A 24197-nucleotide genomic window follows, 5' to 3' on the forward strand; every position below is an offset into this window, starting at 1 on the left:
GTAAAAAATGAATAATTATTTATTAAAATGCGAAAACATCAATAAATTTTATCAAGAGGGGGAAAATCAAACGCAAGTATTAAAAGGCGTTTCTTTTTCTATGGAACCCGCTGAGTTGGTTGCGATTGTGGGAAGTTCTGGTTCAGGGAAAAGTACGTTATTGCACACTTTAGGAGGACTTGATCAGCCAAGTAGTGGGGAAGTGTTTATTAATGGACAATCCTTGCAAAAAGCATCGGCTGATGAATTAGCTGCTTTGCGTAATCGTTATTTAGGATTTGTGTATCAATTCCATCATTTAATGGCGGATTTTACTGCACTTGAAAATGTGATGATGCCGATGTTGATTGGTCATCAAAATAAAACAGAAGCGAAAGATCGTGCCGAAAAAATGTTAAGTGCGGTGGGATTAAGCCATAGAATTACGCATCGTCCATCTGCGCTTTCTGGTGGGGAACGTCAGCGTGTGGCGATTGCACGAGCTTTGGTGAATAATCCATCGTTAGTTTTAGCGGATGAACCGACAGGTAACTTGGATCATAAAACCACAGAAAGTATTTTTGAACTCATTCAACAACTTAATCAAGAACAAAATATTGCCTTTTTATTAGTCACTCACGATATGGGGCTTGCTGAAAAATTATCACGCCGTTTAGTGATGCAAGATGGTATTTTGAAGGAAGGTGTGTGATGAATACGCCGTTTTTTATTAGTTGGCGTTATCAACGTGGCAAGCAGAAAAATCCTTTGGTTGCATTAATTGCAAAATTTTCAGCTATCGGTATTGCGCTGGGTGTTGCCGTTTTAATTGTTGGCTTAAGTGCGATGAATGGTTTTGAGCGTGAGCTTAACCAACGAATTCTTGCAGTGGTTCCCCACGCAGAGATTTTATCAGCGCCCAATGCGATGGAGCCAACCATTCATCATTGGCAAAATTTGGAAAAACGCTTACAACAAAATGCCCAAATTAAAGGTATTTCCCCTTTTGTTAGTTTTACTGCATTGGTAGAAAATGGCTCAAAACTGAAAGTAGTTCAGGTGAAGGGCATTGAAAAACAAGCAGAAGAACGAGTGAGCTCTCTTGGTAATTTCGTACAAGAGCAAGGCTGGGATAAATTTGGTAAAGAAGGCGGATTAGTCTTGGGATCGGGGATTGCTAGAGAACTTGATGTAAAAGCGGGTGATTGGGTTACTTTACTTATTTCTCAGCAAAACGGCGATGAACAACTTGCTCAACCAACTCGTGAACGAGTGCAAGTCACTGCAATTTTACGTTTAGATGGACAACTTGATTATAGTTATGCTTTATTACCGCTTGCTCAAGCACAAGAATTTTTAACTTATAAACCTGATCAAATAACAGGTGTTGAATTGAAATTAGATGATCCTTTTTCTGTGAAAAATTTGGATTTATCTATGCTTAACTACTATCCGCAGATGCTTTATATTCAAAACTGGATTGGTAAATTTGGTTATATGTATCGCGATATTCAACTTATTCGAACAGTGATGTACATCGCCATGGTGCTCGTGATTGGGGTAGCATGTTTTAATATCGTTTCTACGCTGATTATGGCGGTAAAAGATAAGCAGGGTGATATTGCCATTATGCGTACGCTTGGAGCGAATAATGCTTTCATTAAACGTATTTTTATTTGGTATGGCTTACAGGCTGGAATGAAAGGTTGCTTAATTGGTATTGTGTTAGGCATTATACTTGCATTAAATCTTACAATCTTTATTCAAGGCATTGAGTGGGTTATTGGTAAGAAATTGTTATCGGGCGATGTGTATTTTGTCGATTTTTTGCCAAGCGAGTTACATTGGTTGGATGTTTTGATGGTTTTAGTTGCAGCGCTTGCATTGAGTTTAATTGCTAGTCTTTATCCAGCAAGTAGGGCCGCTAAATTACAACCAGCCCAAGTATTAAGTAGCCATTAATTTTGTGAATACCGCATGAAAGTGCGGTATTTTTAATATTGTAAGAATCTGCTTTTAATGACTTATATGAAATTTATTTCTTAAAACCACAAAGAAAATTCATATACATCTAGATGGCTAAAACTTCAATCGCTAGATATTCTTTGTTAGAATCGACCGCATTTCATTTAAAATTTAATTATAGGAAAGCATCATGAGCAAATTATTTCCAAATGCCAAAACTCGAACTCAAGCCCCTTATCGTTTTGATATTGTAGGAAGCTTTTTACGCCCAGAAAAATTAAAACAAGCACGCCATCAATGTAGCTGTGGCGACATTTCTTGTGCTGACTTAACTCAAGTAGAAGATAGTGAAATTTCAAAATTAGTTGAGCATCAAAAGTCAGTGGGATTATCTGCTGTAACAGATGGGGAGTTTCGTCGAACTTTCTGGCATCTTGACTTCTTAGCCGCTTTAGATGGTGTAAAAGAAGTGGATGTAGAAAAATTTTCGGTACAATTTAAGCATCATAGTGTCCGCCCAAAAACTTTACGTATTGTTGATAAAATTGATTTTTCTGAGAATCATCCATTCATAGCACATTATCGTGCTTTACAAAAAATTTCAGGTGAAACAGAAGTAAAATTAACCATTCCTTCTCCTTCCATGTTGCATTTAATTTGTACAGTACGTGAAACAGATTATCATCCTATTGCGCGTTATCAAGATAATAATCAATTATTACTTGATGATATTGCTGATGCTTATATTAAAGCAATGAATATCTTCTATGCTGCAGGCTGTCGCAATTTGCAATTGGATGATACAAGTTGGGGTGAGTTTTGTGCTGAAGATAAACGCAAGGCCTATACAGAGCGAGGTTTAGATCTTGATCAAATCGCAAAAGATTATGTCTATATGATTAATAAAATTGTTGCGGCTAAACCAGCTGATCTAGCCATTACAATGCATATTTGTCGAGGTAATTTCCGTTCTACTTGGTTCTCTGCTGGTGGTTATGAACCTATAGCAGAAATCTTATTTGGTCACTGTAATGTAGATGGTTTCTTCTTAGAATATGATAGTGATCGTGCGGGTGATTTTAAACCGTTACGTTTTATTAAAAATCAGCAAGTTGTTCTAGGATTAGTGACATCAAAATCAGGTGACTTAGAGAATCGTGATGAAATTATTGCACGCATTAAGGAAGCAACACAATATGTCGATATTAATCAGCTTTGTTTAAGCCCTCAATGTGGTTTTGCTTCTACAGAAGAAGGCAATATTTTAACTGAAGAACAACAATGGAAAAAACTAGAGTTTATCCGTGACATTGCTGAAGAGGTCTGGGGAAAATAAATATATTTATTTCCAATGTTATATAAAAATAGCCGCATAAAGTGCGGCTATTTTTTTACTTGTTTTAAATATTCTAAAAAATTACTTAAAACCTGTTCTATATCAAGAAAACCATAAAATTAATAAGACTATTTTTCTTATTTAGTCGTATTATATTACTCGGAATGATTAATTCATTCTGGTTATCTACAATAAGGACATTATTATGGCAATTAAAAAAGTGATTACTGTCTGTCCGTATTGCGCTTCAGGTTGTAAGATCAATCTATTGGTTGAAAACAACAAAATTGTGGGTGCTGAAGGTGCAAACGGTAAAACAAACGAACGGGAGCTTTGCCTGAAAGGATATTATGGCTGGGATTTTGTGCATGATACAAAAATCCTCACTCCTCGCCTAACTCAACCGATGATTCGCTACAAACGTGGCGAGCCGTTCACGCCAGTGAGCTGGGAAGAAGCAATTTCCTATTCTGCAAAACGTTTAAAAGAAATTAGAGAAAAATATGGCAATGAGTCAATTATGGTAACGGGTTCTTCTCGTGGACCTGGTAACGAAGTGAATTTCGTTATGCAAAAATTTGCTCGTGCGGTATTAGGCAATAACAACATTGACTGTTGTGCACGTGTCTGACATGGCCCATCTGTAGCAGGTCTGCTCAAATCAGTGGGTAATGGCGCGATGTCCAACTCAATCGTTGAGATTGAAGACACTAAATGCGTATTTATCTTTGGCTATAATGCCTCAACATCTCACCCTATTGTAGCGCGTCGTATTAACCACGCTAAAGCAAAAGGGGCGAAGATTATTGTTTGTGACCCTCGTAAAATTGAAACCGCTCGTATTGCTGACATTTATGCGCCACTTGCCAATGGTAGTAACGTCGCATTTTTGAATGCAATGATGAACGTGATTCTTGAAGAAGGGTTACAAGATCAAAAATTTATTGATGAACATACCGAAAATTTCGATGCGTTCTATGAAACTATAAAAGCTTATACACCTGAATCAACTCAACATATCACTGGCGTTGAGCCTGAAATGTTGAGAGAAATTGCCCGCACTTATGCGAAAGCAGAAACTGCGACAATCCTCTGGGGTATGGGAGTATGTCAGTTCCGCCAAGGTGTGGAAACTGTGCGTGCGTTGGCAAGTTTAGCAATGCTGACGGGTAATCTTGGTAAACCAAATGTTGGTGTAAACCCTGTGCGTGGTCAAAATAACGTACAAGGCGCATGTGACATGGGGGCTTTATATAATACTTTACCTGGTTATCAAAGCTATGCGGATCCAGAAATCAACGCTAAATTTGCGAAAGCATGGGGCGTACCGTCTATTCCAACCAAACCAGGTGTACCATTGAGTGAAGTGCCACATGCTGTGGCAGAAGGTAAACTCAAAGCATTCTATATTATGGGTGAAGATACTTTACAAACTGAACCTGATTTGAATGCAATGAAACAAACCTTTAAAGATCTTGAGTTTATTATTGTTCAAGATATCTTTATGACTCAAACTGCAGCGGAAGCAGATGTGCTTTTACCGGCAACATCTTGTGCTGAACATGAAGGTGTTTATAGTGCGGCTGACCGTGGTTTCCAACGTTTCTATAAAGCGGTAGATCCTGTTGGTGATGTGAAAGACGACTGGGAAATCATTAGTCTTATGGCACAAGCTTTGGGTTATCCAATGCATTACAACAATACCAAAGAAATTTGGGATGAGTTGCGTGAGCTTTGCCCAATTTATAAAGGTGCGACTTACGAAAAAATGGAAGGCTTGGGTTATATTCAATGGCCATGTACAGATGAAGGTCCTGAAGATCAAGGCACTACATACTTGTATGAAGGTCAAATCTTCGACCGTCCAAATGGTAAAGCAGAGTTCTTTGCTTGCGACTGGGAACCACCAATGGAAGAAGTCTCTGAAGAATATCCATTAGTGCTTTCTACCGTGCGCGAAGTTGGTCACTATTCTTGCCGTTCAATGACGGGTAACTGCCGTGCACTTGCTGCGTTGGCTGATGAGCCAGGATTTGTTCAAATGAACGATCAAGATGCGAAAGCTTTAGGCATTAAGAATAATGAGCTTGTTTGGATTTCTTCATCTCGTGGTAAAGTGATATCTCGTGCTGATGTAAGTTCTCGTACTAACAAAGGTGCGTGTTATATGACTTACCAATGGTGGATCGGAAAATGTAACGAACTCACCGCTGAACATTTAAATCCGGGATCTCGTACTCCGGAATATAAATACAGCGCAGTGCGTATCGAAAAAATTGAAGATCAACGTTGGGCTGAGCACTATGTTGTCACTGAATATACTAAGCTCAAATCTCGTTTAAAAGAAACCGCACTTGTGGCTTAATAATATTTATCATGATGAGGACAGGCTTTATGCCTGTCCTTTTTTATGTCTAATGAAATATGATGTAGGTAAGAATATTAGAAATGTAAAAAGAGTGGTTTATTCAAAGGCAATTTCTTTAATACGTAACTCATCACCGCTTTGTCGTTGCAAATGTATGCTGCCACAATTTGGACAAGAATCATGATGAGCTTGTATCTCAACTAATTTTTGACATTGCCAACACCAGGCTTGCGCTGCAATAGGAATGAGATGAAGTTTACAGCCTTCAGCAGCCGTACCTTGAAAGGTTATATCAAAACAAAATTCTAATGCATCAGGTTCTACACAAGAGAGCGCGCCAATTTCTAGCCAAAGATCCGTAACTTTTTTTATATCGTGACTCTTGCATTGTTGTTCTACTATTTCCAGCATATTTTGACAAAGAGACAATTCGTGCATAATTTTTCCTTTTGTTTTTCTTCCTTAAAACAAATGCCTTTACCAATTCAAAATAAAGGCATTTCTCTAAAACATTGTCAATTTCAACCGCACTTTACACGAGCATATTTACAACTGCAAATGAAACTTTTAATAGCGCAGCGTTGATTAAGTCGATAAAGAATGCACCGACCATTGGAACGATTAAAAATGCTTTGTGTGATGGCCCAAAACGGCTGGTAATGGCTTGCATATTTGCAACGGCTGTTGGGGTTGCTCCTAAACCGAAACCACAGTGACCAGAGCTTAATACAACCGCATCATAATCTTTACCCATTGCGCGATAAGTAACATAGATTGCAAATACCGCCATAAAGACAACTTGTACTGCAAGGATGATTAATACATCTACCGCTAAGCCTGCAAGTTCCCAAAGTTTTAATGACATTAGGGCGATAGCTAAGAAGATAGATAAACCCACGCTACCTAATACATCAATAGCCGAATCAGCCACTTGGAAACGGAAGATATTGGTTAAAATATTACGGATAATTACACCGGTAAATAAACACCATACGAATGTTGGTAATTGGAATGCGGTACCTTTTGTTTGAGCATCTAAATATTGGCCGATAAGCAAACAGATAGACATCATTGCAATGGTTTCAATTAACGAACGTGAAGTAATTTTACGTTTGTAAGTTGGATGTTCAAAAGCCTCTTGAATATCATCTACTTCATCATTTTCAGGATTTTCACCTTGTTTTTGACGATTTAATAAGAAACGTGCAACAGGGCCACCGATGATACCACCAAAGACTAAACCAAAGGTTGCACATGCCATCGCAATTTCAGTTGCACCTTGTAAATTGAATTGGTGAGTAAATGTATCAGCCCATGCAGCACCAGTACCATGACCGCCAGTTAATGTGACAGAACCCGCTAATAAGCCGTATGCTGGGTGGATACCTAATGCTAATGAACCTATGACACCGATAACATTTTGGCAAATAATTAGCAAACCAGCGACGAATAAAAATACGATAAGTGGTTTTCCGCCTTTAATTAAACGGGAAAAGTTTGCACTTAAACCAATGGAAGTGAAGAACACTAACATCATGGTAGTTTGCAAATTCTTATCGAAGTTAAAGGATGTACCGTCTACTTTATTCCAAATTAAAAGAGCAATAGCAACAATAAATCCACCAACAACTGGCTCAGGAATGTTGAATGTTTTTAAGATGCTAATTCGTTTAACGAGAAAATAACCCAAGAGCAAGACTAAGCTTGCTAGTGCAAGGGTTTCATACGTGCTAAATGTATGACTCATAAATTGGATCTCCCTATGTTGTGTTTAAGTTATGTGTTGTGTTGCGGTTCGATTACCACTATTTCAACATTGGTATGTAATCCGCGTGGTAATGTCGAACCTTTTCTGCCTCGTTCAGCACGGAACTTCTGCAGATCTTCCGGTTTTAATACAATTTTTCGTTTTCCGGAATGAAATTCAAGACTTGCTTGATCTGAAATAAGCAATAATTTCACTAACAATTCACTGCGCTCCTTTGCATTTGCGGCAGGAATTGTCACAATTTTATTGCCTTTGCCTTTTGATAATGCCGGTAAATCTTTTACCGGGAAAATCAACATTCTGCCAGCGGATGTCATAGCGACAACAAGTGAGGTGGCATTCGCCAGCGTTTTAGGCTCCATCACTTTGGCATTTTCCGGTAAAGAAATCAAGGCTTTTCCTGCTTTATTGCGTGCAATTAAATCTTCAAATTTACAAATAAAACCATAACCCGCATCAGAAGCCATCAATAATTCTTGCTGTTCGCTGGCCATTACGACATATTCAATGGTCGCACCAGCGGGTAAATTTAGTTTACCTGTGAGGGGTTCACCTTGCGAACGCGCGGAAGGTAATGAAAGCGGATCGAGTGCATAACTTCGCCCCGTACTATCAATGAATACAACAGCTTGATTACTCTTGCCACAAGCGTGAGCTCGATAATTATCACCAGCTTTGTAGCTTAATGATTTAGGATCAATATCGTGTCCTTTAGCACAACGAACCCAGCCCATTTCGGATAAGATGACAGTGACAGGCTCTGCTGGTGTCATGTCACTTTCAGAGATCATTTTGGCTTCTTCTCGTTCGACCAGTTGAGACATTCGTGGACTAGCATATTTTTTCGCATCTTCTTGAATTTCTTTTTTGATAAGCGTATTCAAACGGCGTTCCGATCCTAAAATTGCTTCTAAATTTAACCGCTCTTTTTCAAGTTCATTTTGTTCAGCTTTGAGTTGGTTTTCTTCTAATTTCGCTAAATGACGTAAGCGTAAATTTAAAATTGCATCGGCTTGTTCATCGCTTAAATTAAAGCGTGCTATAAGCTCTGCTTTTGGATCATCTTCATGGCGTATAATTTCGATAACCTCATCAATATTTAAAAAGGCTATCATCAAACCTTCTAAAATATGCAAGCGAGAGAGCACTTTATCCAAACGATATTGAAGACGACGAGTCACGGTTATTCGGCGGAAAGTAAGCCATTCATTTAAGATTTCTAATAAGCCTTTTACCGCAGGTTTATGATCAAGCCCGATCATATTCATATTTACACGGTAGCTTTTTTCAAGATCTGTAGTCGCAAATAAGTGTGCCATTAATGCATCGGTATCGACGCGATTTGAGCGAGGAACTAGCACAATACGAATTGGATTTTCGTGATCCGCTTCATCACGAATATCTTCTAGCATTGGCAGTTTTTTTGCCGTCATTTGTTCGGCTATTTGGGCAATAATTTTGGATGGCGAAGATTGATGCGGAAGTGCTGAGATAATAATTTCACCGTCTTCTTTTTTCCAAGTTGCACGCATTTTTATTGAGCCACGACCTTGCTCATAAATTTTACGAATTTCTGATTTGGGCGAAATAATTTCCGCTTCTGTTGGAAAATCTGGACCTTGAACAATTTTAAGTACATCATCTAATCCCGCTTTCGGATTATCTAGCAACATTACTGCCGCATCAGCAATTTCGTTAATATTGTGTGGTGGAATATCTGTCGCCATACCCACTGCAATACCTGTTGTGCCGTTCAATAAAATATGAGGTAAACGAGCAGGTAAATATTGTGGTTCAGTCAAGGTTCCATCAAAGTTTGGTTGATAATCTACCGTTCCTTGTCCGAGTTCACTCAGCAATATTTCAGAGATTTTAGAGAGGCGTGATTCCGTATAACGCATGGCAGCGAAAGATTTTGGATCATCTGGCGCCCCCCAGTTACCTTGACCATCTACGAGCGGATAACGATAAGAGAACGGCTGTGCCATTAACACCATCGCTTCATAACAAGCACTGTCACCATGAGGATGGAATTTACCGAGTACATCACCAACGGTACGGGCAGATTTTTTGTATTTTGCCGTGGCATTTAAGCCAAGTTCAGACATTGCATATACAATGCGGCGTTGAACGGGTTTTAAACCATCTCCGATAAAAGGCAGCGCACGATCCATGATGACATACATGGAATAGTTGAGATAAGCCCTTTCAGTGAAGGTACGAAGAGGCATTTGCTCAATGCCTTCATAATTGATATTTGTCATTTTGGTTTCTGTTAATTGAATATATTCTTAATTTATTAAAATTCGGATTTGCTGAGATTAATTTAGTCTAAACAGATAAATCAACCTGATCGCCTTTCGCTTGTAACCAATTTTTACGGTCTTCGGAACGTTTTTTCGCTAATAACATATCCATGAGTTCTAATGTATTCGAGCCTTGGTCTTCCTCTAAATCATAAGTTAATTGAACAAGGCGACGAGTATTAGGATCCATAGTTGTTTCACGTAATTGTGATGGGTTCATTTCACCTAAACCTTTAAAGCGTTGAACATTCGGTTTGCCTTTTTTATTTTTCAACCGATCTAAAATTGCCTCTTTTTCACTTTCATCTAATGCGTAGAAGACTTCTTTATTCAAGTCAATGCGATAAAGTGGTGGCATTGCTACGTAAACGTGACCGTCTTGTACCAATTTCGGAAAATGACGTAAGAACAGGGCGCAGAGTAGGGTGGCAATATGCAGACCATCGGAGTCAGCATCCGCGAGAATGCATACTTTACCATAGCGAAGTTGTGATAAATCATTGCTATCAGGATCGATGCCTAGGGCCACGGCTATATCGTGAATTTCTGTTGAACCTAATACTTGATCAGGTGAAACTTCCCATGTATTTAAGATTTTTCCACGTAACGGCAAAATCGCTTGATATTCGCGATCACGCGCTTGTTTTGCCGAACCGCCAGCAGAGTCGCCCTCCACTAAAAATAATTCCGTTTTTTCTAAATCCTGTGAGCCACAATCTGCTAATTTTCCTGGTAATGCTGGCCCACTAACAAGTTTTTTACGTACGACTTTTTTGGCTGCTCGTAATCGGCGTTGTGCGGAACTAATGGCAATTTCTGCTAATTTTTCAGCGTCTTGTACGTTTTGGTTGAGCCATAGACTGAACGCATCTTTTAAAACACCGCTGACAAAGACCGCACTTTGGCGTGATGATAAGCGTTCTTTAGTCTGTCCCGCGAATTGCGCATCCTGCATTTTAAGGGAAAGAATGTAAGAACAACGATCCCAAATATCATCAGCGGTAAGTTTTACACCGCGTGGTAATAGATTTCTAAATTCGCAAAATTCTCGAATGGCATCTAATAAACCTTGGCGTAGGCCATTAACATGTGTTCCGCCTTGAATTGTTGGAATTAGGTTTACATAGCTTTCGCCAATCATTTCGCCACCTTCTGGTAACCAAAGTAATGCCCAGCTAACGGCTTCATTTGTTCCTTTAAATTCACCAACGAATGGTTTTTCCGGAAGCGTTTCAAAGCCGTCAACTGCTTCGATAAGGTAATCGGAAAGACCATCTTCATATAACCAAATATCTTGAGTATTGTTTACTTTATCAATGAATTTGATTTCAAGCCCTGAGCAGAGTACCGCTTTCGCTCTTAATAAATGGCGTAGGCGGCTAACGGAAAATTTCGCGCTGTCAAAGTATTTTGGATTCGGTTTGAAGTGAACGGTTGTTCCAGTAGTGCGTCTGCCACAAGTCCCAATAACTTCCAATTCTTCTACTTTATTGCCGTTTTCAAAGGCAATTTTATACACTTCACCATTACGTTTGACTTGAATATCCACACGTTCAGAAAGCGCATTCACCACAGAAATCCCCACACCGTGTAAACCACCCGCAAATTCATAATTTTTATTGGAGAATTTACCACCAGCATGTAATTTAGTCAGAATTACCTCTACGCCGGAAACGCCTTCTGTAGGATGAATATCCACAGGCATACCACGACCATTATCTGTGACTTCAATGGATTGATCTGGATGCAAAATTACTTCAATTTTTGTGGCAAAACCCGCAAGGGCTTCATCCACGCTGTTATCAATAACTTCTTGTGCAAGATGATTCGGACGAGTGGTGTCAGTATACATACCGGGGCGAATTTGTACCGGTTCGAGATCTTTAAGAACGGTAATTTCTTCAGCTGAATAATTGGTTGTCATGGTTAGATGAGTCGTTAATTTTTTAAATTTGAGAAAATTCTATCAAAAAGTGCGGTGATATTCGACCGCACTTTTAATCGTATAAACTAGGCGTATTTTCATCTGGACGCGTTTTAAAACGACGATGTAGCCACATATATTGTGATATGCCCTTCATGATTTCCTTTTCAACGATTTGATTCATTCGTGCAGCAATCGCCGTTTCATCTTGTAAATCCGTAAAATCAACAGGCGCTGAAATACTCACGGTATAGCCTGAACCATCTTTATTGCGCAATGGCGAAAATGGAATTACTTTGCTATTTGATGAGGATTTCAATAAATAATAACTACCCGTGGTTGTGCAAGCATCGGGCACCGCAAAAAATGGTACAAAAACGGCATTTTTTCTGCCGTAATCGTGATCAGGCGCATACCAAATAGTTTCTTCATTGCGTAAAGCTTTGATCATTCCGCGTAAATCTTTACGATTTAGTAAATTTTTATTTGATTTTAAACGTCCTTGAATTTGTAGCCAATCAAATGCTGGATCGTCATTTGGGCGGTAAACCCCAATGCCAGGATGATGCAAACCAAGAATGCGTGCGCCAAGTTCTAGTGTTAAGAAATGAACACCGACGAGAACAATTCCATCTTTTTGATTTTCTTTTAGATAATGTAAGCCTTCAACTTTCGACCATTTTTTGATACGTGAATCCGACCAAAACCAAGCCATGCCAGTTTCGATGATTGCCATTCCTACTGAGCGGAGATTTTCTTGCAAAATCGCTTCACGGTCGTTTTCCGGCATATCAGGGAAACAAAGTTCAAGATTACGGCGTGCAATGGTAGCGCGACGTTTACCTACTTTTAAATGTGAAAACAGCCAACCTAGACCATGACCAATATGGCGCAAAATAGGATAGGGAAGACATAAAATACTTCGCCAAATTGCCACGCCTAACCAAAACAGCCAGTATTTTGGGGCTAAAAAGTGCGGTTGAAATTGAGGGAGTTTTTCGTTTTTCATTGTTCTTTCCACATAAGTTAGGGGCGTAGTTTATCGTAAATTTGAGTTGTGGTAAAATCGCCACAATTTTGGTTATTCAAATAGAGAGATTTTAAAATGGCTCAATATTCAGCAGAATTTAAGCAAGCAAAAGTACTCGTATTAGGCGATGTGATGCTTGATCGTTATTGGTTTGGCGCAACCAACCGTATTTCACCAGAGGCACCGGTACCAGTGGTTCGTGTACAGGAAAATGAAGAGCGCGCGGGGGGGGCGGCAAATGTGGCGATGAATATTGCTTCACTTAATGTACCCGTTCAATTAATGGGATTGATTGGACAAGATGAAACAGGTTCTGCGCTTTCTCATTTATTAGAAAAACAAAAAATCGATTGTAATTTTGTTGCATTAGAGACCCATCCAACCATTACTAAATTACGTATTTTATCTCGTCACCAACAGTTACTTCGCCTTGATTTTGAAGAAGATTTCAATAATGTAGATTGCAAGGATTTATTAGCGAAATTAGAAAGTGCGGTAAAAAATTACGGTGCTTTGATTCTTTCTGATTATGGTAAAGGCACGCTTAAAGATGTTCAAAAAATGATTCAAATTGCACGCAAAACGAATGTTCCTGTGTTGATTGACCCAAAGGGAATTGATTTTGAACGCTATCGTGGTGCGACATTATTGACACCTAATATGTCTGAATTTGAAGCCGTTGTGGGCAAATGTAATACAGAAGAAGAGATTATTGAGAAAGGTTTAAAATTAATTTCTGATATTGAATTAACCGCACTTTTGGTGACGCGTTCTGAAAAAGGGATGACATTATTACGCCCAAATCAAGAACCCTATCATTTGCCAACCGTTGCAAAAGAAGTATTTGATGTGACGGGAGCCGGTGATACTGTCATTAGCGTATTAGCAACCGCATTAGCAGATGGACGTTCTTTCGAAGAATCTTGTTATTTAGCCAATGTTGCCGCAGGAATTGTGGTAGGTAAATTAGGGACTTCAACGGTTTCGACCGTGGAACTTGAAAATGCGATTCATGCTCGCCCTGAAACGGGATTTGGCATTATGAGTGAAGCAGAATTAAAAGATGCTGTCGCACAAGCTAAAGCGCGCGGTGAAAAAATTGTGATGACTAATGGTTGCTTCGATATTTTGCATCCAGGCCATGTTTCTTATTTAGAAAATGCACGCAAATTGGGCGATCGTTTAATTGTCGCGGTAAACAGCGATGATTCCGTTAAACGCTTAAAAGGTGAAAGTCGCCCAATTAACAATCTTGAAACTCGAATGGCTGTGCTTGCTGGTTTGGCATCAGTGGACTGGTTGGTGCCATTTACTGAAGATACACCACAGCGTTTAATCGGTGAAATTCTACCAGATCTTTTAGTCAAAGGCGGAGATTACAAACCCGAAGAGATTGCTGGCGCAAAAGAAGTTTGGGCAAATGGCGGCGATGTTAAAGTGCTAAACTTTGAAAATGGTTGTTCAACAACAAACGTGATTGAAAAAATTAAATTATTGAAAGATTAGAATATCTTTTGATATTAGGATGATTAGATTTTTTTATTTAATCATCCTTTATTTTTACTAATAAGGATACTTAATGAGTAAAAAATTATCTTTTCGTAAAGATATCAATGGATTAAGAGCTTGGGCTGCTTTAGCTGTATTGTTATTTCATTTTCAGTTATTACATTTTTCAGGCGGATTTGCCGGAGTTGATGTATTTTTTGTAATTTCTGGTTATTTAATGGCTGCAATTTTATATCCGCAAGTTTATCAAAATAATTTGAATTTATTTGCATTTTATAATAGCCGTATTCGTCGAGTCGCTCCTGCATTAATTGCATTGGTCTTCATTTTATTTGTATTTGGTTGTTTCTTTCTAATTCGACTGGATTTTAATGAGCTTTTAACAGAATCTAGATATGCTGCAACATTTAGATATAACCTAAAGTATTCTGACTTTGATTATTTTGGTCGTTCAGTAAATGAGCATTGGTTGATGCATACTTGGACATTAGGTATTGAGTTTCAATTTTATATCTTATTCCCAGTTATTTTGTTTGCTATTAATAAAATAACAAAAATAAAGAAACAGGTAGTTAATATTTTACTTGCTATTTCCATTGTTTCCTTTTTAGCAATGCTTTATAAATTATCAGTTTCTCCACAAAAAGCATTTTTCCTTTTACAATATCGTATTTGGGAATTTTTAGCTGGTTCAATATTATTTATTTATCAATATAAATTAGAAGAAAATAATTATAACTTGTTAATTAATAGATTTCTAAAAATTATACTATCTTTCTTTGGGTGGGGGATCCTTATCTTTTTTTTCTTATTTGTAAAGGAGAATAATTCATGGCCAGACTATCGATCTATTTTTCCTGTTTTGGCAACATTATTAATTATTGCTCCAGGTAAAGATACTTTTCTTACAAAAAATATTATTGCTCAGAAAATAGGCAAGGCATCCTATTCTATTTATTTATGGCATTGGCCTGTTTATGTAGGTTTTATTTTATTTGGGTTAGATAACATTTATCAATTATGTTGTGCAGCAATTCTATCTATCTTATTAGGTTTTTTTAGTTATTATTTTTTTGAAAGACCTAATTTTATTGGACGGTTATCTATAATAAAACAATTATTCCTAATGGTTCTGTTAATAATTTCAGTAGATAAGTTTTTACAGTTGGTTTCAAATGAAAAAATTAAACTTCCGATTGAAAATCAATCTATTCATATGGAAAAATATTTTGAATATTCTACCGAGAAAGGAAGGATGTGCTTGGATAATGCTGAACTTTGTTTATTTGGGGTGGATAATGAAAAACCTAGTTTCATTTTATTAGGAGATAGTCACGCAGGTAGTATAGTTTCTGGCTTAGAAAAAATAGCTTTTGATAAGAAAAAATCTTTTTTATTATTTGCTAGTCACGGTTGTGCTATTATTACTGGTATTAAATCAGATAATAAAAATTATGAAAAATGCTTAAGGTTAAATGAAAGTATTAATAAGATTATATCTAGTAATCCTAATGTTAAGATTGTGATTTTAAATAGATACAATGAATATCTTCTTAGACATAATGAAAAAGACGATTTTATTATATCTCCTTTGTATATAAATAAAAAACCAGATATTAATAACGCTGAATTAGTTAACCTGGTAAGAAGTGAGTTAGCTCAAGGTTTTTTTACTACAACTTGTAGATTATCTGAAAATAATTCAGTCTATTGGGTTAAGCCAATACCAGAAATGGGGGTTAATGTCCCGAATGAATTGATAAGAGCTAAGTTTTATCATAATTCAGATATATCGATTAGAGTTTCTAAAAAAGATTATCTTGATAGAAACAATAAGATTTTACAATTACAAGAAAAAAGTGAGAAAAATTGTAAGGTGAAACTTATCGATCCTACTACAATACTTTGTGATCAAGATTGGTGCTATAGTTCAGACAAAGATAATATTTTATACAAAGATGATGATCATTTAAATCCTTGGGGAGCAGCTAAAATAGCACCTTTGTTTGAAGAATTATTTAATTAATAACATATGATTATAAAAACATTACTTTATAATAAAATTAATTTAGAAGCAGATAATTATGCTCAATTTGAGCAAATGTATATGGCTGAACCAGACATTATTCAACTTGATAAATGGTCTTTGGAGGATGTGAAAAAGGCTTTAGATCTACTGCAATTAAAACAGAAAGATATTCTGCTTTCTGTCGCTGGAGGGGTAAATAAAGATAATGTATCAGATTATGCCAAATTGGGTATTCGTTTATTTATCACTTCTGCACCTTATTATGCACCGCCAGAGGATATAAAGGTGGTGATTGAAAAGATATAATGTTTTTCAATTTTATTTTTTAGCTTTAAACCTTGCATTTAAGCCGATTCATCGCTAGAATGCAAGCTCCTTGTCATCGCTGAGTTAGAGATCGGCGAATGATGTATTAACAACACTACCTTTTAGGAGTAAAAAATGTCTCTAAGTACTGAAAAAAAAGCAGCAATCGTTGCTGAATTTGGTCGTGATGCGAAAGATACTGGTTCTTCTGAAGTTCAAATCGCATTATTAACTGCACAAATCAACCACTTACAAGCTCACTTCGCTGAGCACAAAAAAGACCATCATGGTCGTCGTGGTTTATTACGTATGGTTTCTCGTCGTCGTAAACTTTTAGACTACTTAAAACGTACTGATCTTGCTTTATACCAAAGCACTATCGCTCGTTTAGGTTTACGTCGCTAATTTTAAATGCTAAAAATAAAGCTCCCAAGTTGGGAGCTTTTTACTTTATACAGGATTATTCTACCCAGCGTATGATTTCATCAAATTCCTTTCGAGATTTTTTAGTAATATCACGTGAGCGATAACCAAATGTTGCTGCAACAGAAACGCCGTATTCATTAGGATCCAATAGACCTTCTTGAGCTAAGCATTCATTCATTTTATCATAATTGAATCCTTCAATAGGGCAGGAATCAATACCAAGTGCGGTTGCCCCAGTTAACATATTGGCAAGGGCAATATAGGTTTGTTTGCTACACCAATCAAATAAAGCACGTTCATTTTTAAGTAATTTCATGTCTTCTTCTTGAAAGCTCTTATATTTTTCTAGTGCCGCATGTTGTTGTTCTATATTTAGACCTTTACGTGTCATCACATCGGTAAAAAACTCACTATCATAACGTGCATTTTTCTTTGCTAGGATGATCACTAGATGGCTACAGTTATCTAATTGATTGCTCATTCCCCAGCTGAATGGTTTCACTTTTTCGCGTAAGGTTTTATTTTGGATGACTAAAAATTTCCAAGGCTCGGAACCAACAGAACTTGGTGATAATCTTGCGCATTCTAAAATAGCTTGAAAATCTTCGTTGCTAATTTTTTTGTTTGGATCGTAATAGCGTGTAGAGCTACGTTTATTGAATAGTTCAATAAGTTGTTCGCGAGTAAGTTGAATCATTTGTTTTCCTTTTATTAGCAAATAGATGAGGATATGTTAAAGATTAATTTTTGCTAAAACAAGAGAAACATTCTAGAATGAAAGACACTTTGTCATGTGGAGCGAAAAAATGAAAAGAATTGCAATTATACCTGCTAGGGCTGGTTCAAAAGGAATTAAAGATAAAAATTTGCAGCTTGTTGGAGGTGTGTCTTTAGTTGGTCGTGCCATTTTAGCTGCACAAGAATCAGGAATGTTTGATCAGGTTGTTGTAACCTCTGATGGGGAGAAGATTCTGAAAGAAGCAGAAAAATATGGTGCAATTTCGGTGGCTCGCCCTGAGAGTTTAGCACAAAGCGATACTCGCACAATTGATGCTATTTTACATTGCTTAGAAAGCCTAAATATTTCTGAGGGAGTAGCTGTTTTGTTACAGCCAACAAGTCCATTACGCAATGCTTTAGATATTCGTAATGCGATGGAAATTTTCCTAGGAGGAAAATATAAGTCGGTCATATCAGCTTGTGAATGCGAACATCATCCTTATAAATCATTTACTTTAGAAAATGAAGATGTAAAACCTATTCATGAGATAAGTGATTTTGAAGCACCGCGTCAAAAATTACCTAAATCTTACCGTGCAAATGGAGCTATTTATATTAATGATATTGAGCGTTTATTTGTAGAAAAACGTTTTTTTATTGAGCCTATGCGTTTTTATTTAATGCCTACTTATCGCTCGATTGATATTGATTCAACTCTGGATTTACAATTAGCTGAAAGTTTAATCTCAAAAGAATTTTAGAAGATTGGTCGCATTTTGCGACCTCTTTTATATCAGATTAATGAACTTTCCAATAACCAATCCATTCTTTTAATAAAACCATATTGCTATTCAACGCACCTAAGTCAGGAACAAAAGATTTTGCAGATAGATTTCCTTTGCTGCCATAGCTTGCCGCTGCAGCAGGAAGAACATCAAATCCTTGTTTTTCAAAAAGATATTTGGCTCGTTTCATATGCCATTGATTTGTTACTAAAATGATTTTTTGAATATTATCTTTCACTAAAATATTTTTAGTGAAACTGGCATTTTCTTCTGTATTACGGGCTTTATTTTCGATCCATTGCGTTGGCACATTAAAGAATTGGTTAAGTTCTTTTGCCATTAAATCGCCTTCAGAAATGCCTATCAAAGAATAGCCCGTGGTTAAAACAGGTAAGCCTGTTTCTTTTTGTAAAAATGCCGCATAACGTAAACGTTCTAGTTGCGGTGCGCCAGAAGTCGTTTCTGCATACAGTTCTTTGGTTGGGTAAGATCCACCTCCTAATATGACGATGGCTTGAGCTTGTTTATAGTCATCTAGGGTAATGGCTGGAGTGTCATCATTATCTGTTAGCAATAAACCAGTAAAAGGCGCACTCATGACATAAAGCCAAGTGAAACTGATAAGCGCAATAAATTTGGCTAATTTTTTAAAATGAACACGATAAAGAATCGCTGCAATAATCAGTAATACAAAGGTATTGAGAGGTGGTGCGATAAGTGCGGTAAGAAGTTTTCCTAGTTCTAACATAGATAAGATCCTTGATATAGAGCGGTTTCATTATAATGATTAGTCATAGCTTGTCTATGTTGATTTTGTTAAAATAAGCCCCTTATTTTTTGATAAACAAACGCTCGAATTCATCAAAAGTGCGGTTATATTTATGAAAGTTTTTAAAGACAGTGTCATTTACCTTGTTGGGGAATTATCGTCAAAGTTAGTTCCTTTTTTACTTTTGCCTTATTTATCGCGTAAATTGGGCGTAGAAGGATATGGCTCACTTTCTTATTATCAAACTTTTTTAAGTTTATTTTTGATTGTGGTTTCTTTAACTCAAGAGGGCGCAATTTCCCGTTATTTTTATTTTTACGGAAAACGTTCATTAAATTTAGTGGTAAATACTGGCTATGCTTATACCACGATAATTGGAAGCATTATTTTAATGGGGTGTTGGATTGCTAAGTCTGAAATATTATTTTATGCCGCACTTTCTTCAATTTTTCAATCTTTCTTAAATGTTCAGCTAAGTGTAAGACAATGCCAGAAAAAGGCTTGGTCTTATGCTTTTATTCAATTTTCACTCACTGTTACTGGTGCGGTATTTACTATCGCATTGCTTGAGTATTATCAAAATGATCTTGTTGAAAAAAGAATTTTGGCCATTTTATTGAGCAATTTAGTCGTTTGGTTTTTTTCTTATTTTCTTTACAGAAAGAGTGCAACATCTAAAAAATATCACTTTAAACATTATCAATCTGCATTATTTTATATTTTAGGATTTGGATTGCCGCTTATTTTGCATCATGCGAGCTTTTTCTTAAAAGGGCAGTTAGACCGTATTTTTATTTATCACAAATTCAGTGAAACAGATTTAGGGCTTTATGCCATGGGCGCTCAACTTGCTTTGGTGGTTTCTATTGCTATTCAAGCTCTTAATAAAGCGATTATTCCTTATTTTTATGAAGCTTTAAAACAAAAAAAATTAGTGATTCAACAGTTACATAAATGGGCGCTATTTTCCTTTTTGCTGATCCCTATTCCCGCTTTAGTTATGTGGATTATTCCTGAAGATGTGCTCGTTTGGATTTTAGGAAGTCAATTTGTGGGAACGAAATATTATTTTATTTTATTTTTAATTTCGACCACATTAAGTATTCCTTATTTGATTTTAGTTAATTATCTTTTCTATTATGGAAAAAATAAACTTATTTCCCAATGTTCCGTTTTATCTACAATCATTTATGTAGCGAGCCTTGTGGCTTTAACTTTTACAGAAATTAAATATATCCCTTATGCTGGAATTATTGGTTCTCTTTCCATTATTCCTATTCTTTATTTTATGACATCTAAAGTGAGTAAAACCCTATGAATCTCATTCTTTGTTGCACACCATTGCAAGTATTAATTGCGAGAAAAATCATTGAATTACATCCTAACGAGCAATTCTTTGGCGTCATGTTTGGTGGTGTGTGGGATAAAAAAAGAACCTTGTACGCGAGTAAATTAGCGGAAGTTTGTAGTGATTCGGTGAACATTGATACGGGAAAAGATCTAAAAGGTTTCGATTCTCTCAAGTTAATGCGCCAGCTTAAGAATAAAATTACGCATAAAAGTTTTGATAAGGTTTTTCTCGCCAATCTTAATTCATTATGGCTACAAACTTATCTTAGCCATGTTTCATTTAAAGAGCTTTACACCTTTGATGATGGCTCAGATAATATTTTCCCTCACCCCAATTTATTGAGAGAGCCTGATACATTTAAATATAAACTGATTAAAGCCTTTATTGGCGATAAATATAATGTGCATAAATTATTTAAAAAAATAAAAAAACATTATACGGTTTATCCTAATTACAAAAATATTGTTTCCAATATTGAACCTATTTCCTTATGGGATAATAAAGTAGATTGCGATATAGATGGAGAGGTCTCATTTTTTATTGGGCAGCCCTTGTTAAATACAAAAGAGGAAAACATCTCATTAATAAAAAAATTAAAAGATCAGATTCCTTTCGACTATTATTTCCCTCATCCAGCAGAAGATTACCGAGTGGATGGGGTAAATTATGTTGAATCAGAACTCATTTTTGAAGATTACGTATTTAAGAATTTATCGAATAAAAAGGTGATTATTTACACGTTTTTCAGTTCTGTTGCTTTTAATTTATTAAGTCATCCTAATGTAGAAATTCGTTTTATTAGAACCAGTATTCCAAGATGGCAGTTCTGTTACGATTCATTCTCAGAGCTTGGATTAACGATTTATAAGGAAATTTAAGATGAAAAAAATTGGTTTCTTTATTATGAATATCGAAAGTGCGGGTGGAACGGAGCGCGTTTCTATTAATGTTGCCAATGCTCTCGCTAAACAGGGATATGATGTTTCTTTTATTAGCATTGGCGGTAATAAGCCTTTTTTCCAAGTCGATGAAAAAATTAATATTTACGCAATGAATAAATTGCCCTATTCATTGAAAAAAGATTATTTTTCTATTACAAAAAAATTAAGAAAATTAGTTAAAGAATTGCAGCTGGATACCTTAATTGTGGTTGATGGTGCGATTATGCTCTTTTCTGCTTTGGCGTTAGTCAATGTACATGTAAAGCATATTTTATGGGAGCATTATTCTTTTAACTTTACTGGCAATCGTCTAGTTCGCACGCTCGGTAAATATTTAGCTTCAACAAGATGCGATAAAGTCGTCACATTAACCGAGCCAGAAAAAACGCTGTGGCAAGAAAAATTTAAAACGAACAATATAATCAGTATTGCTAATCCAAATACGCTTTTGCCAAAGAATAAATTAGCAAAATGGGAAAATAAAACTATTTTATCTGTAGGGCATTTATTTTCTTATAAAGGTTTTGATTATTTATTAAAAGCCTGGCAAGTTTTAGCAAAAAATCATCCAGATTGGAATTTAAAAATAGTGGGATCTGGTGAGGAAGAAGAGAATTTAAAAAATCTTGCTAAAGCCTTGAATATTGAAGATTCAGTTAATTTTATTCCTCGTACCAATGATGTCGCTTTTTATTATGAAAGCAGTTCAATTTATTGTTTACCTTCACAAACAGAAGGCTTGCCTTTAGTCGTTATTGAAGCGATGGCATTTGGCTTACCTATTGTTGCCTTTAATTGTTCTCCTGGCGTCAAGCAATTAGTGGAGCATAAAGAAAATGGTTTTCTTTGTGAAAAAAATAATGTTGAAGAAATGGTTAATGGTTTAGATTCATTAATGAATAATTCTGAGCTTTATCAACAAATGTCAGACAAATCTCGTTCAATGAGTGAAGATTATGGCATTGAGAAAATTATTGAAGAATGGAAAGCGATTTTATAAGGAATAATTGTATGTTAAAAAAATATTTGATCTCTTTAGACAAAGATATTCAGCGTCGGGAATTATTCTTTTCTCAAAAAAATACTGAGGATTTCCAAATTTTTTCTGCTATTAATACCATGCAAAAAGATTGGGATGAATTAGTCTCTATTTTTAATATTGAACAATTTAAAGCACATTATGGCCGTAATGTCACTAAGGGCGAAATCGGCTGTACATTAAGTCATCTTTCTGTGTACCAAAAAATTGTTGAAGACAATGGCATCGCTGAAGATAGTTATGCGTTAGTCTGTGAAGACGATGCTTTATTTCACTCAGATTTTCAGCAAAATTTAACCGCACTTTTATCAGAAAAACTTGAGTCTGAAATTATATTGGTTGGACAGTCCAAAATTAATGATTTCAATGATTTTGATTTAGAAATTAATTATCCGACAACTTTTTCTTTTCTATGCAAAAAAACAGGCAATGTAAATTACGCTTTCCCTTATAAAAGTTATTTTGCTGGCACGGTGAGTTATCTTATTAAAAAATCTGCTGCAAGAAGATTTATCCAGCAAATTTCTCAAAATAAACCATTTTGGTTGGCGGATGATTTTTTACTTTTTGAACAGGATTTTAATATAAGAAATAAAGTGGTTCGCCCTCTCATGGTAATTGAAAATCCTGTATTGATAAGCAATTTAGAAAGTATCCGTGGATCTTTATCCAATAATTTGTTTAAAAAATTAATGAAATATCCATTAAAAAAAATCTTTGCGATTAAGAAAAATTTGGCTAATTAAAGGAAGGAATTATGTTAAGCATTATTGTGCCTTCTTATAATCGAAAAGCAGAAGTGCCAACTTTATTAGAAAGTTTAACTCAACAAACATCGACTCATTTTGAAGTGATTATTGTGGATGATTGCTCAAAAGAAAAAGTCGTCGTTGAGCAACGCTATTCTTTTCCAGTTACGGTGATTCGTAATGAAACGAATCAAGGTGCAGCAGAAAGTCGTAATATTGGTGCGCGTGCATCAAAGGGAGATTGGTTGCTTTTTCTCGATGATGATGATCGTTTTATGCCGGAAAAATGTGAAAAAGTACTACAAGTGATTGAGCAAAATCCGGACGTTAATTTTATTTATCATCCAGCTAAGTGTGAAATGGTCAATGAAGGGTTTACTTATGTGACTCAACCGATTGAACCCCAAGAAATCTCGACAGAACGTATTTTGTTAGCCAATAAGATTGGTGGCATGCCAATGGTTGCGATTAAAAAAGAGACGTTTTTAAAAATAGGTGGATTATCCACCGCACTTCGTTCTTTGGAAGACTATGATTTCTTGTTAAAACTGCTACAAGAGCCGAGTTTTACCCCTTATAAAATTAATGAGCCACTGACTTATTGTACTTTTCATACTAAACGTTCAAGTGTGTCTACGGATACTACTAATACGCAGAAAGCCATTGATTATATTCGCGAGCATTATGTAAAAACGGTAGAGCAAGCTCATAATTTTGATATTAACGCGAGCTATATTTTGGCTTATCCCCATATCATGAATTTATCGCGTAAAGCGGCAAAATATTATTTTGATATTTTTAAGAAAACAAAAAGCATTAAGCAATTCATTATTACGTTGGTTATTTTAATTTCGCCAAAATTAGCCATTAATTTAAAACGGTTTATGTAGGAAAATA

Annotated in this window: 20 protein-coding genes and 1 pseudogene; 14 read left to right on the forward strand and 7 right to left on the reverse strand. The window is 36.1% G+C overall.

Features of this window, described 5'->3' with window-relative positions; all coding sequences use genetic code 11:
* Window positions 1-7 precede the first annotated feature (7 nt).
* From lolD to fdhF, 4 genes are all read left to right on the forward strand, one after another.
* Window positions 8-691: a lipoprotein-releasing ABC transporter ATP-binding protein LolD gene (gene lolD, locus A9501_RS01895; protein WP_065264713.1), complete on the forward strand. Its 684-nt coding sequence runs from the start codon at window positions 8-10 to the stop codon at window positions 689-691.
* Window positions 691-1941, forward strand: a complete 1251-nt coding sequence (gene lolE / locus A9501_RS01900; RefSeq protein WP_065264714.1) for a lipoprotein-releasing ABC transporter permease subunit LolE — start codon at window positions 691-693, stop codon at window positions 1939-1941. The genes lolD and lolE overlap by 1 nt, the downstream gene beginning before the upstream one ends.
* Before the next feature lie 193 nt (window positions 1942-2134).
* Entirely contained in the window at window positions 2135-3280 is a 1146-nt protein-coding gene (locus tag A9501_RS01905) for a 5-methyltetrahydropteroyltriglutamate--homocysteine S-methyltransferase (protein WP_065264715.1), read from the forward strand.
* Between the two features lie 211 nt (window positions 3281-3491).
* Complete coding sequence (fdhF, locus tag A9501_RS01915; RefSeq protein WP_083071885.1) at window positions 3492-5645, forward strand: formate dehydrogenase subunit alpha; 2154 nt, start codon at window positions 3492-3494, stop codon at window positions 5643-5645.
* Window positions 5646-5744: 99 nt separating this feature from the next.
* Here fdhF and hypA read toward each other — a convergent pair whose 3' ends face one another.
* The 5 genes from hypA to A9501_RS01940 form a co-directional block, all read right to left on the reverse strand.
* The gene (gene hypA / locus A9501_RS01920) at window positions 5745-6086 is read right to left on the reverse strand and encodes a hydrogenase maturation nickel metallochaperone HypA (protein WP_005633520.1); all 342 of its coding nucleotides are present in this window, start codon (window positions 6084-6086) and stop codon (window positions 5745-5747) included.
* Window positions 6087-6180: 94 nt separating this feature from the next.
* On the reverse strand, window positions 6181-7395 hold the full coding sequence (gene gltS / locus A9501_RS01925; RefSeq protein ID WP_065264718.1) for a sodium/glutamate symporter: 1215 nt from the start codon (window positions 7393-7395) through the stop codon (window positions 6181-6183).
* 29 nt (window positions 7396-7424) lie between these two features.
* Window positions 7425-9680 (reverse strand): DNA topoisomerase IV subunit A, encoded by a 2256-nt coding sequence (gene parC, locus A9501_RS01930; protein ID WP_065264719.1) that lies wholly within the window; start codon window positions 9678-9680, stop codon window positions 7425-7427.
* A gap of 67 nt (window positions 9681-9747) precedes the next feature.
* Entirely contained in the window at window positions 9748-11646 is a 1899-nt protein-coding gene (gene parE / locus A9501_RS01935; protein ID WP_065264720.1) for a DNA topoisomerase IV subunit B, read from the reverse strand.
* Between the two features lie 73 nt (window positions 11647-11719).
* A complete protein-coding gene (locus tag A9501_RS01940; protein WP_065264721.1) occupies window positions 11720-12655 on the reverse strand; it encodes a Kdo(2)-lipid IV(A) acyltransferase in 936 nt (311 codons plus the stop codon).
* 96 nt (window positions 12656-12751) lie between these two features.
* Here A9501_RS01940 and hldE point away from each other — a divergent pair, with 96 nt between their 5' ends.
* The 4 genes and pseudogenes from hldE (at window position 12752) to rpsO (ending at window position 16925) form a co-directional block, all read left to right on the forward strand.
* Complete coding sequence (gene hldE / locus A9501_RS01945) at window positions 12752-14182, forward strand: bifunctional D-glycero-beta-D-manno-heptose-7-phosphate kinase/D-glycero-beta-D-manno-heptose 1-phosphate adenylyltransferase HldE (protein WP_065264722.1); 1431 nt, start codon at window positions 12752-12754, stop codon at window positions 14180-14182.
* 73 nt (window positions 14183-14255) lie between these two features.
* The gene (locus A9501_RS01950) at window positions 14256-16211 is read left to right on the forward strand and encodes an acyltransferase family protein (protein ID WP_065264723.1); all 1956 of its coding nucleotides are present in this window, start codon (window positions 14256-14258) and stop codon (window positions 16209-16211) included.
* Between the two features lie 30 nt (window positions 16212-16241).
* Window positions 16242-16520: pseudogene (locus tag A9501_RS01955) on the forward strand (ModD protein); the annotation flags it as partial.
* Between the two features lie 135 nt (window positions 16521-16655).
* Window positions 16656-16925 carry a 30S ribosomal protein S15 gene (gene rpsO, locus A9501_RS01960; protein WP_005628925.1) on the forward strand — a complete coding sequence of 90 codons (270 nt, stop codon included), beginning with the start codon at window positions 16656-16658 and terminating at the stop codon, window positions 16923-16925.
* A gap of 55 nt (window positions 16926-16980) precedes the next feature.
* Here rpsO and A9501_RS01965 read toward each other — a convergent pair whose 3' ends face one another.
* Window positions 16981-17643 carry an NAD(P)H-dependent oxidoreductase gene (locus A9501_RS01965; RefSeq protein ID WP_065264725.1) on the reverse strand — a complete coding sequence of 221 codons (663 nt, stop codon included), beginning with the start codon at window positions 17641-17643 and terminating at the stop codon, window positions 16981-16983.
* A 109-nt stretch (window positions 17644-17752) separates the two neighbouring features.
* Between A9501_RS01965 and A9501_RS01970 the strand changes: the two genes are divergently transcribed.
* Complete coding sequence (locus tag A9501_RS01970; RefSeq protein ID WP_065264726.1) at window positions 17753-18427, forward strand: acylneuraminate cytidylyltransferase family protein; 675 nt, start codon at window positions 17753-17755, stop codon at window positions 18425-18427.
* A 37-nt stretch (window positions 18428-18464) separates the two neighbouring features.
* Here A9501_RS01970 and A9501_RS01975 read toward each other — a convergent pair whose 3' ends face one another.
* Entirely contained in the window at window positions 18465-19199 is a 735-nt protein-coding gene (locus A9501_RS01975; RefSeq protein WP_065264727.1) for a YdcF family protein, read from the reverse strand.
* Window positions 19200-19332: 133 nt separating this feature from the next.
* Between A9501_RS01975 and lsgA the strand changes: the two genes are divergently transcribed.
* The 5 genes from lsgA to lsgE are packed head-to-tail and all read left to right on the forward strand — an operon-like array spanning window position 19333 to window position 24190.
* The gene (lsgA, locus tag A9501_RS01980; RefSeq protein WP_065264728.1) at window positions 19333-20538 is read left to right on the forward strand and encodes a lipooligosaccharide flippase LsgA; all 1206 of its coding nucleotides are present in this window, start codon (window positions 19333-19335) and stop codon (window positions 20536-20538) included.
* Entirely contained in the window at window positions 20535-21449 is a 915-nt protein-coding gene (gene lsgB / locus A9501_RS01985; protein WP_065264729.1) for a lipooligosaccharide biosynthesis sialyltransferase LsgB, read from the forward strand. Before lsgA ends, lsgB begins: the two co-directional genes overlap by 4 nt.
* 1 nt (window position 21450) lies before the next feature.
* Window positions 21451-22512: a lipooligosaccharide biosynthesis family 4 glycosyltransferase LsgC gene (gene lsgC, locus A9501_RS01990; protein WP_065264730.1), complete on the forward strand. Its 1062-nt coding sequence runs from the start codon at window positions 21451-21453 to the stop codon at window positions 22510-22512.
* 11 nt (window positions 22513-22523) lie between these two features.
* Entirely contained in the window at window positions 22524-23297 is a 774-nt protein-coding gene (lsgD, locus tag A9501_RS01995; protein ID WP_065264731.1) for a lipooligosaccharide biosynthesis galactosyltransferase LsgD, read from the forward strand.
* Window positions 23298-23308: 11 nt separating this feature from the next.
* Complete coding sequence (gene lsgE, locus A9501_RS02000) at window positions 23309-24190, forward strand: lipooligosaccharide biosynthesis N-acetyl-glucosamine transferase LsgE (protein ID WP_065264732.1); 882 nt, start codon at window positions 23309-23311, stop codon at window positions 24188-24190.
* The last annotated feature ends 7 nt before the right edge of the window (window positions 24191-24197 follow it).

The organism is Haemophilus sp. CCUG 66565 (assembly GCF_001679495.1).
Lineage (GTDB): Bacteria > Pseudomonadota > Gammaproteobacteria > Enterobacterales > Pasteurellaceae > Haemophilus > Haemophilus haemolyticus_K.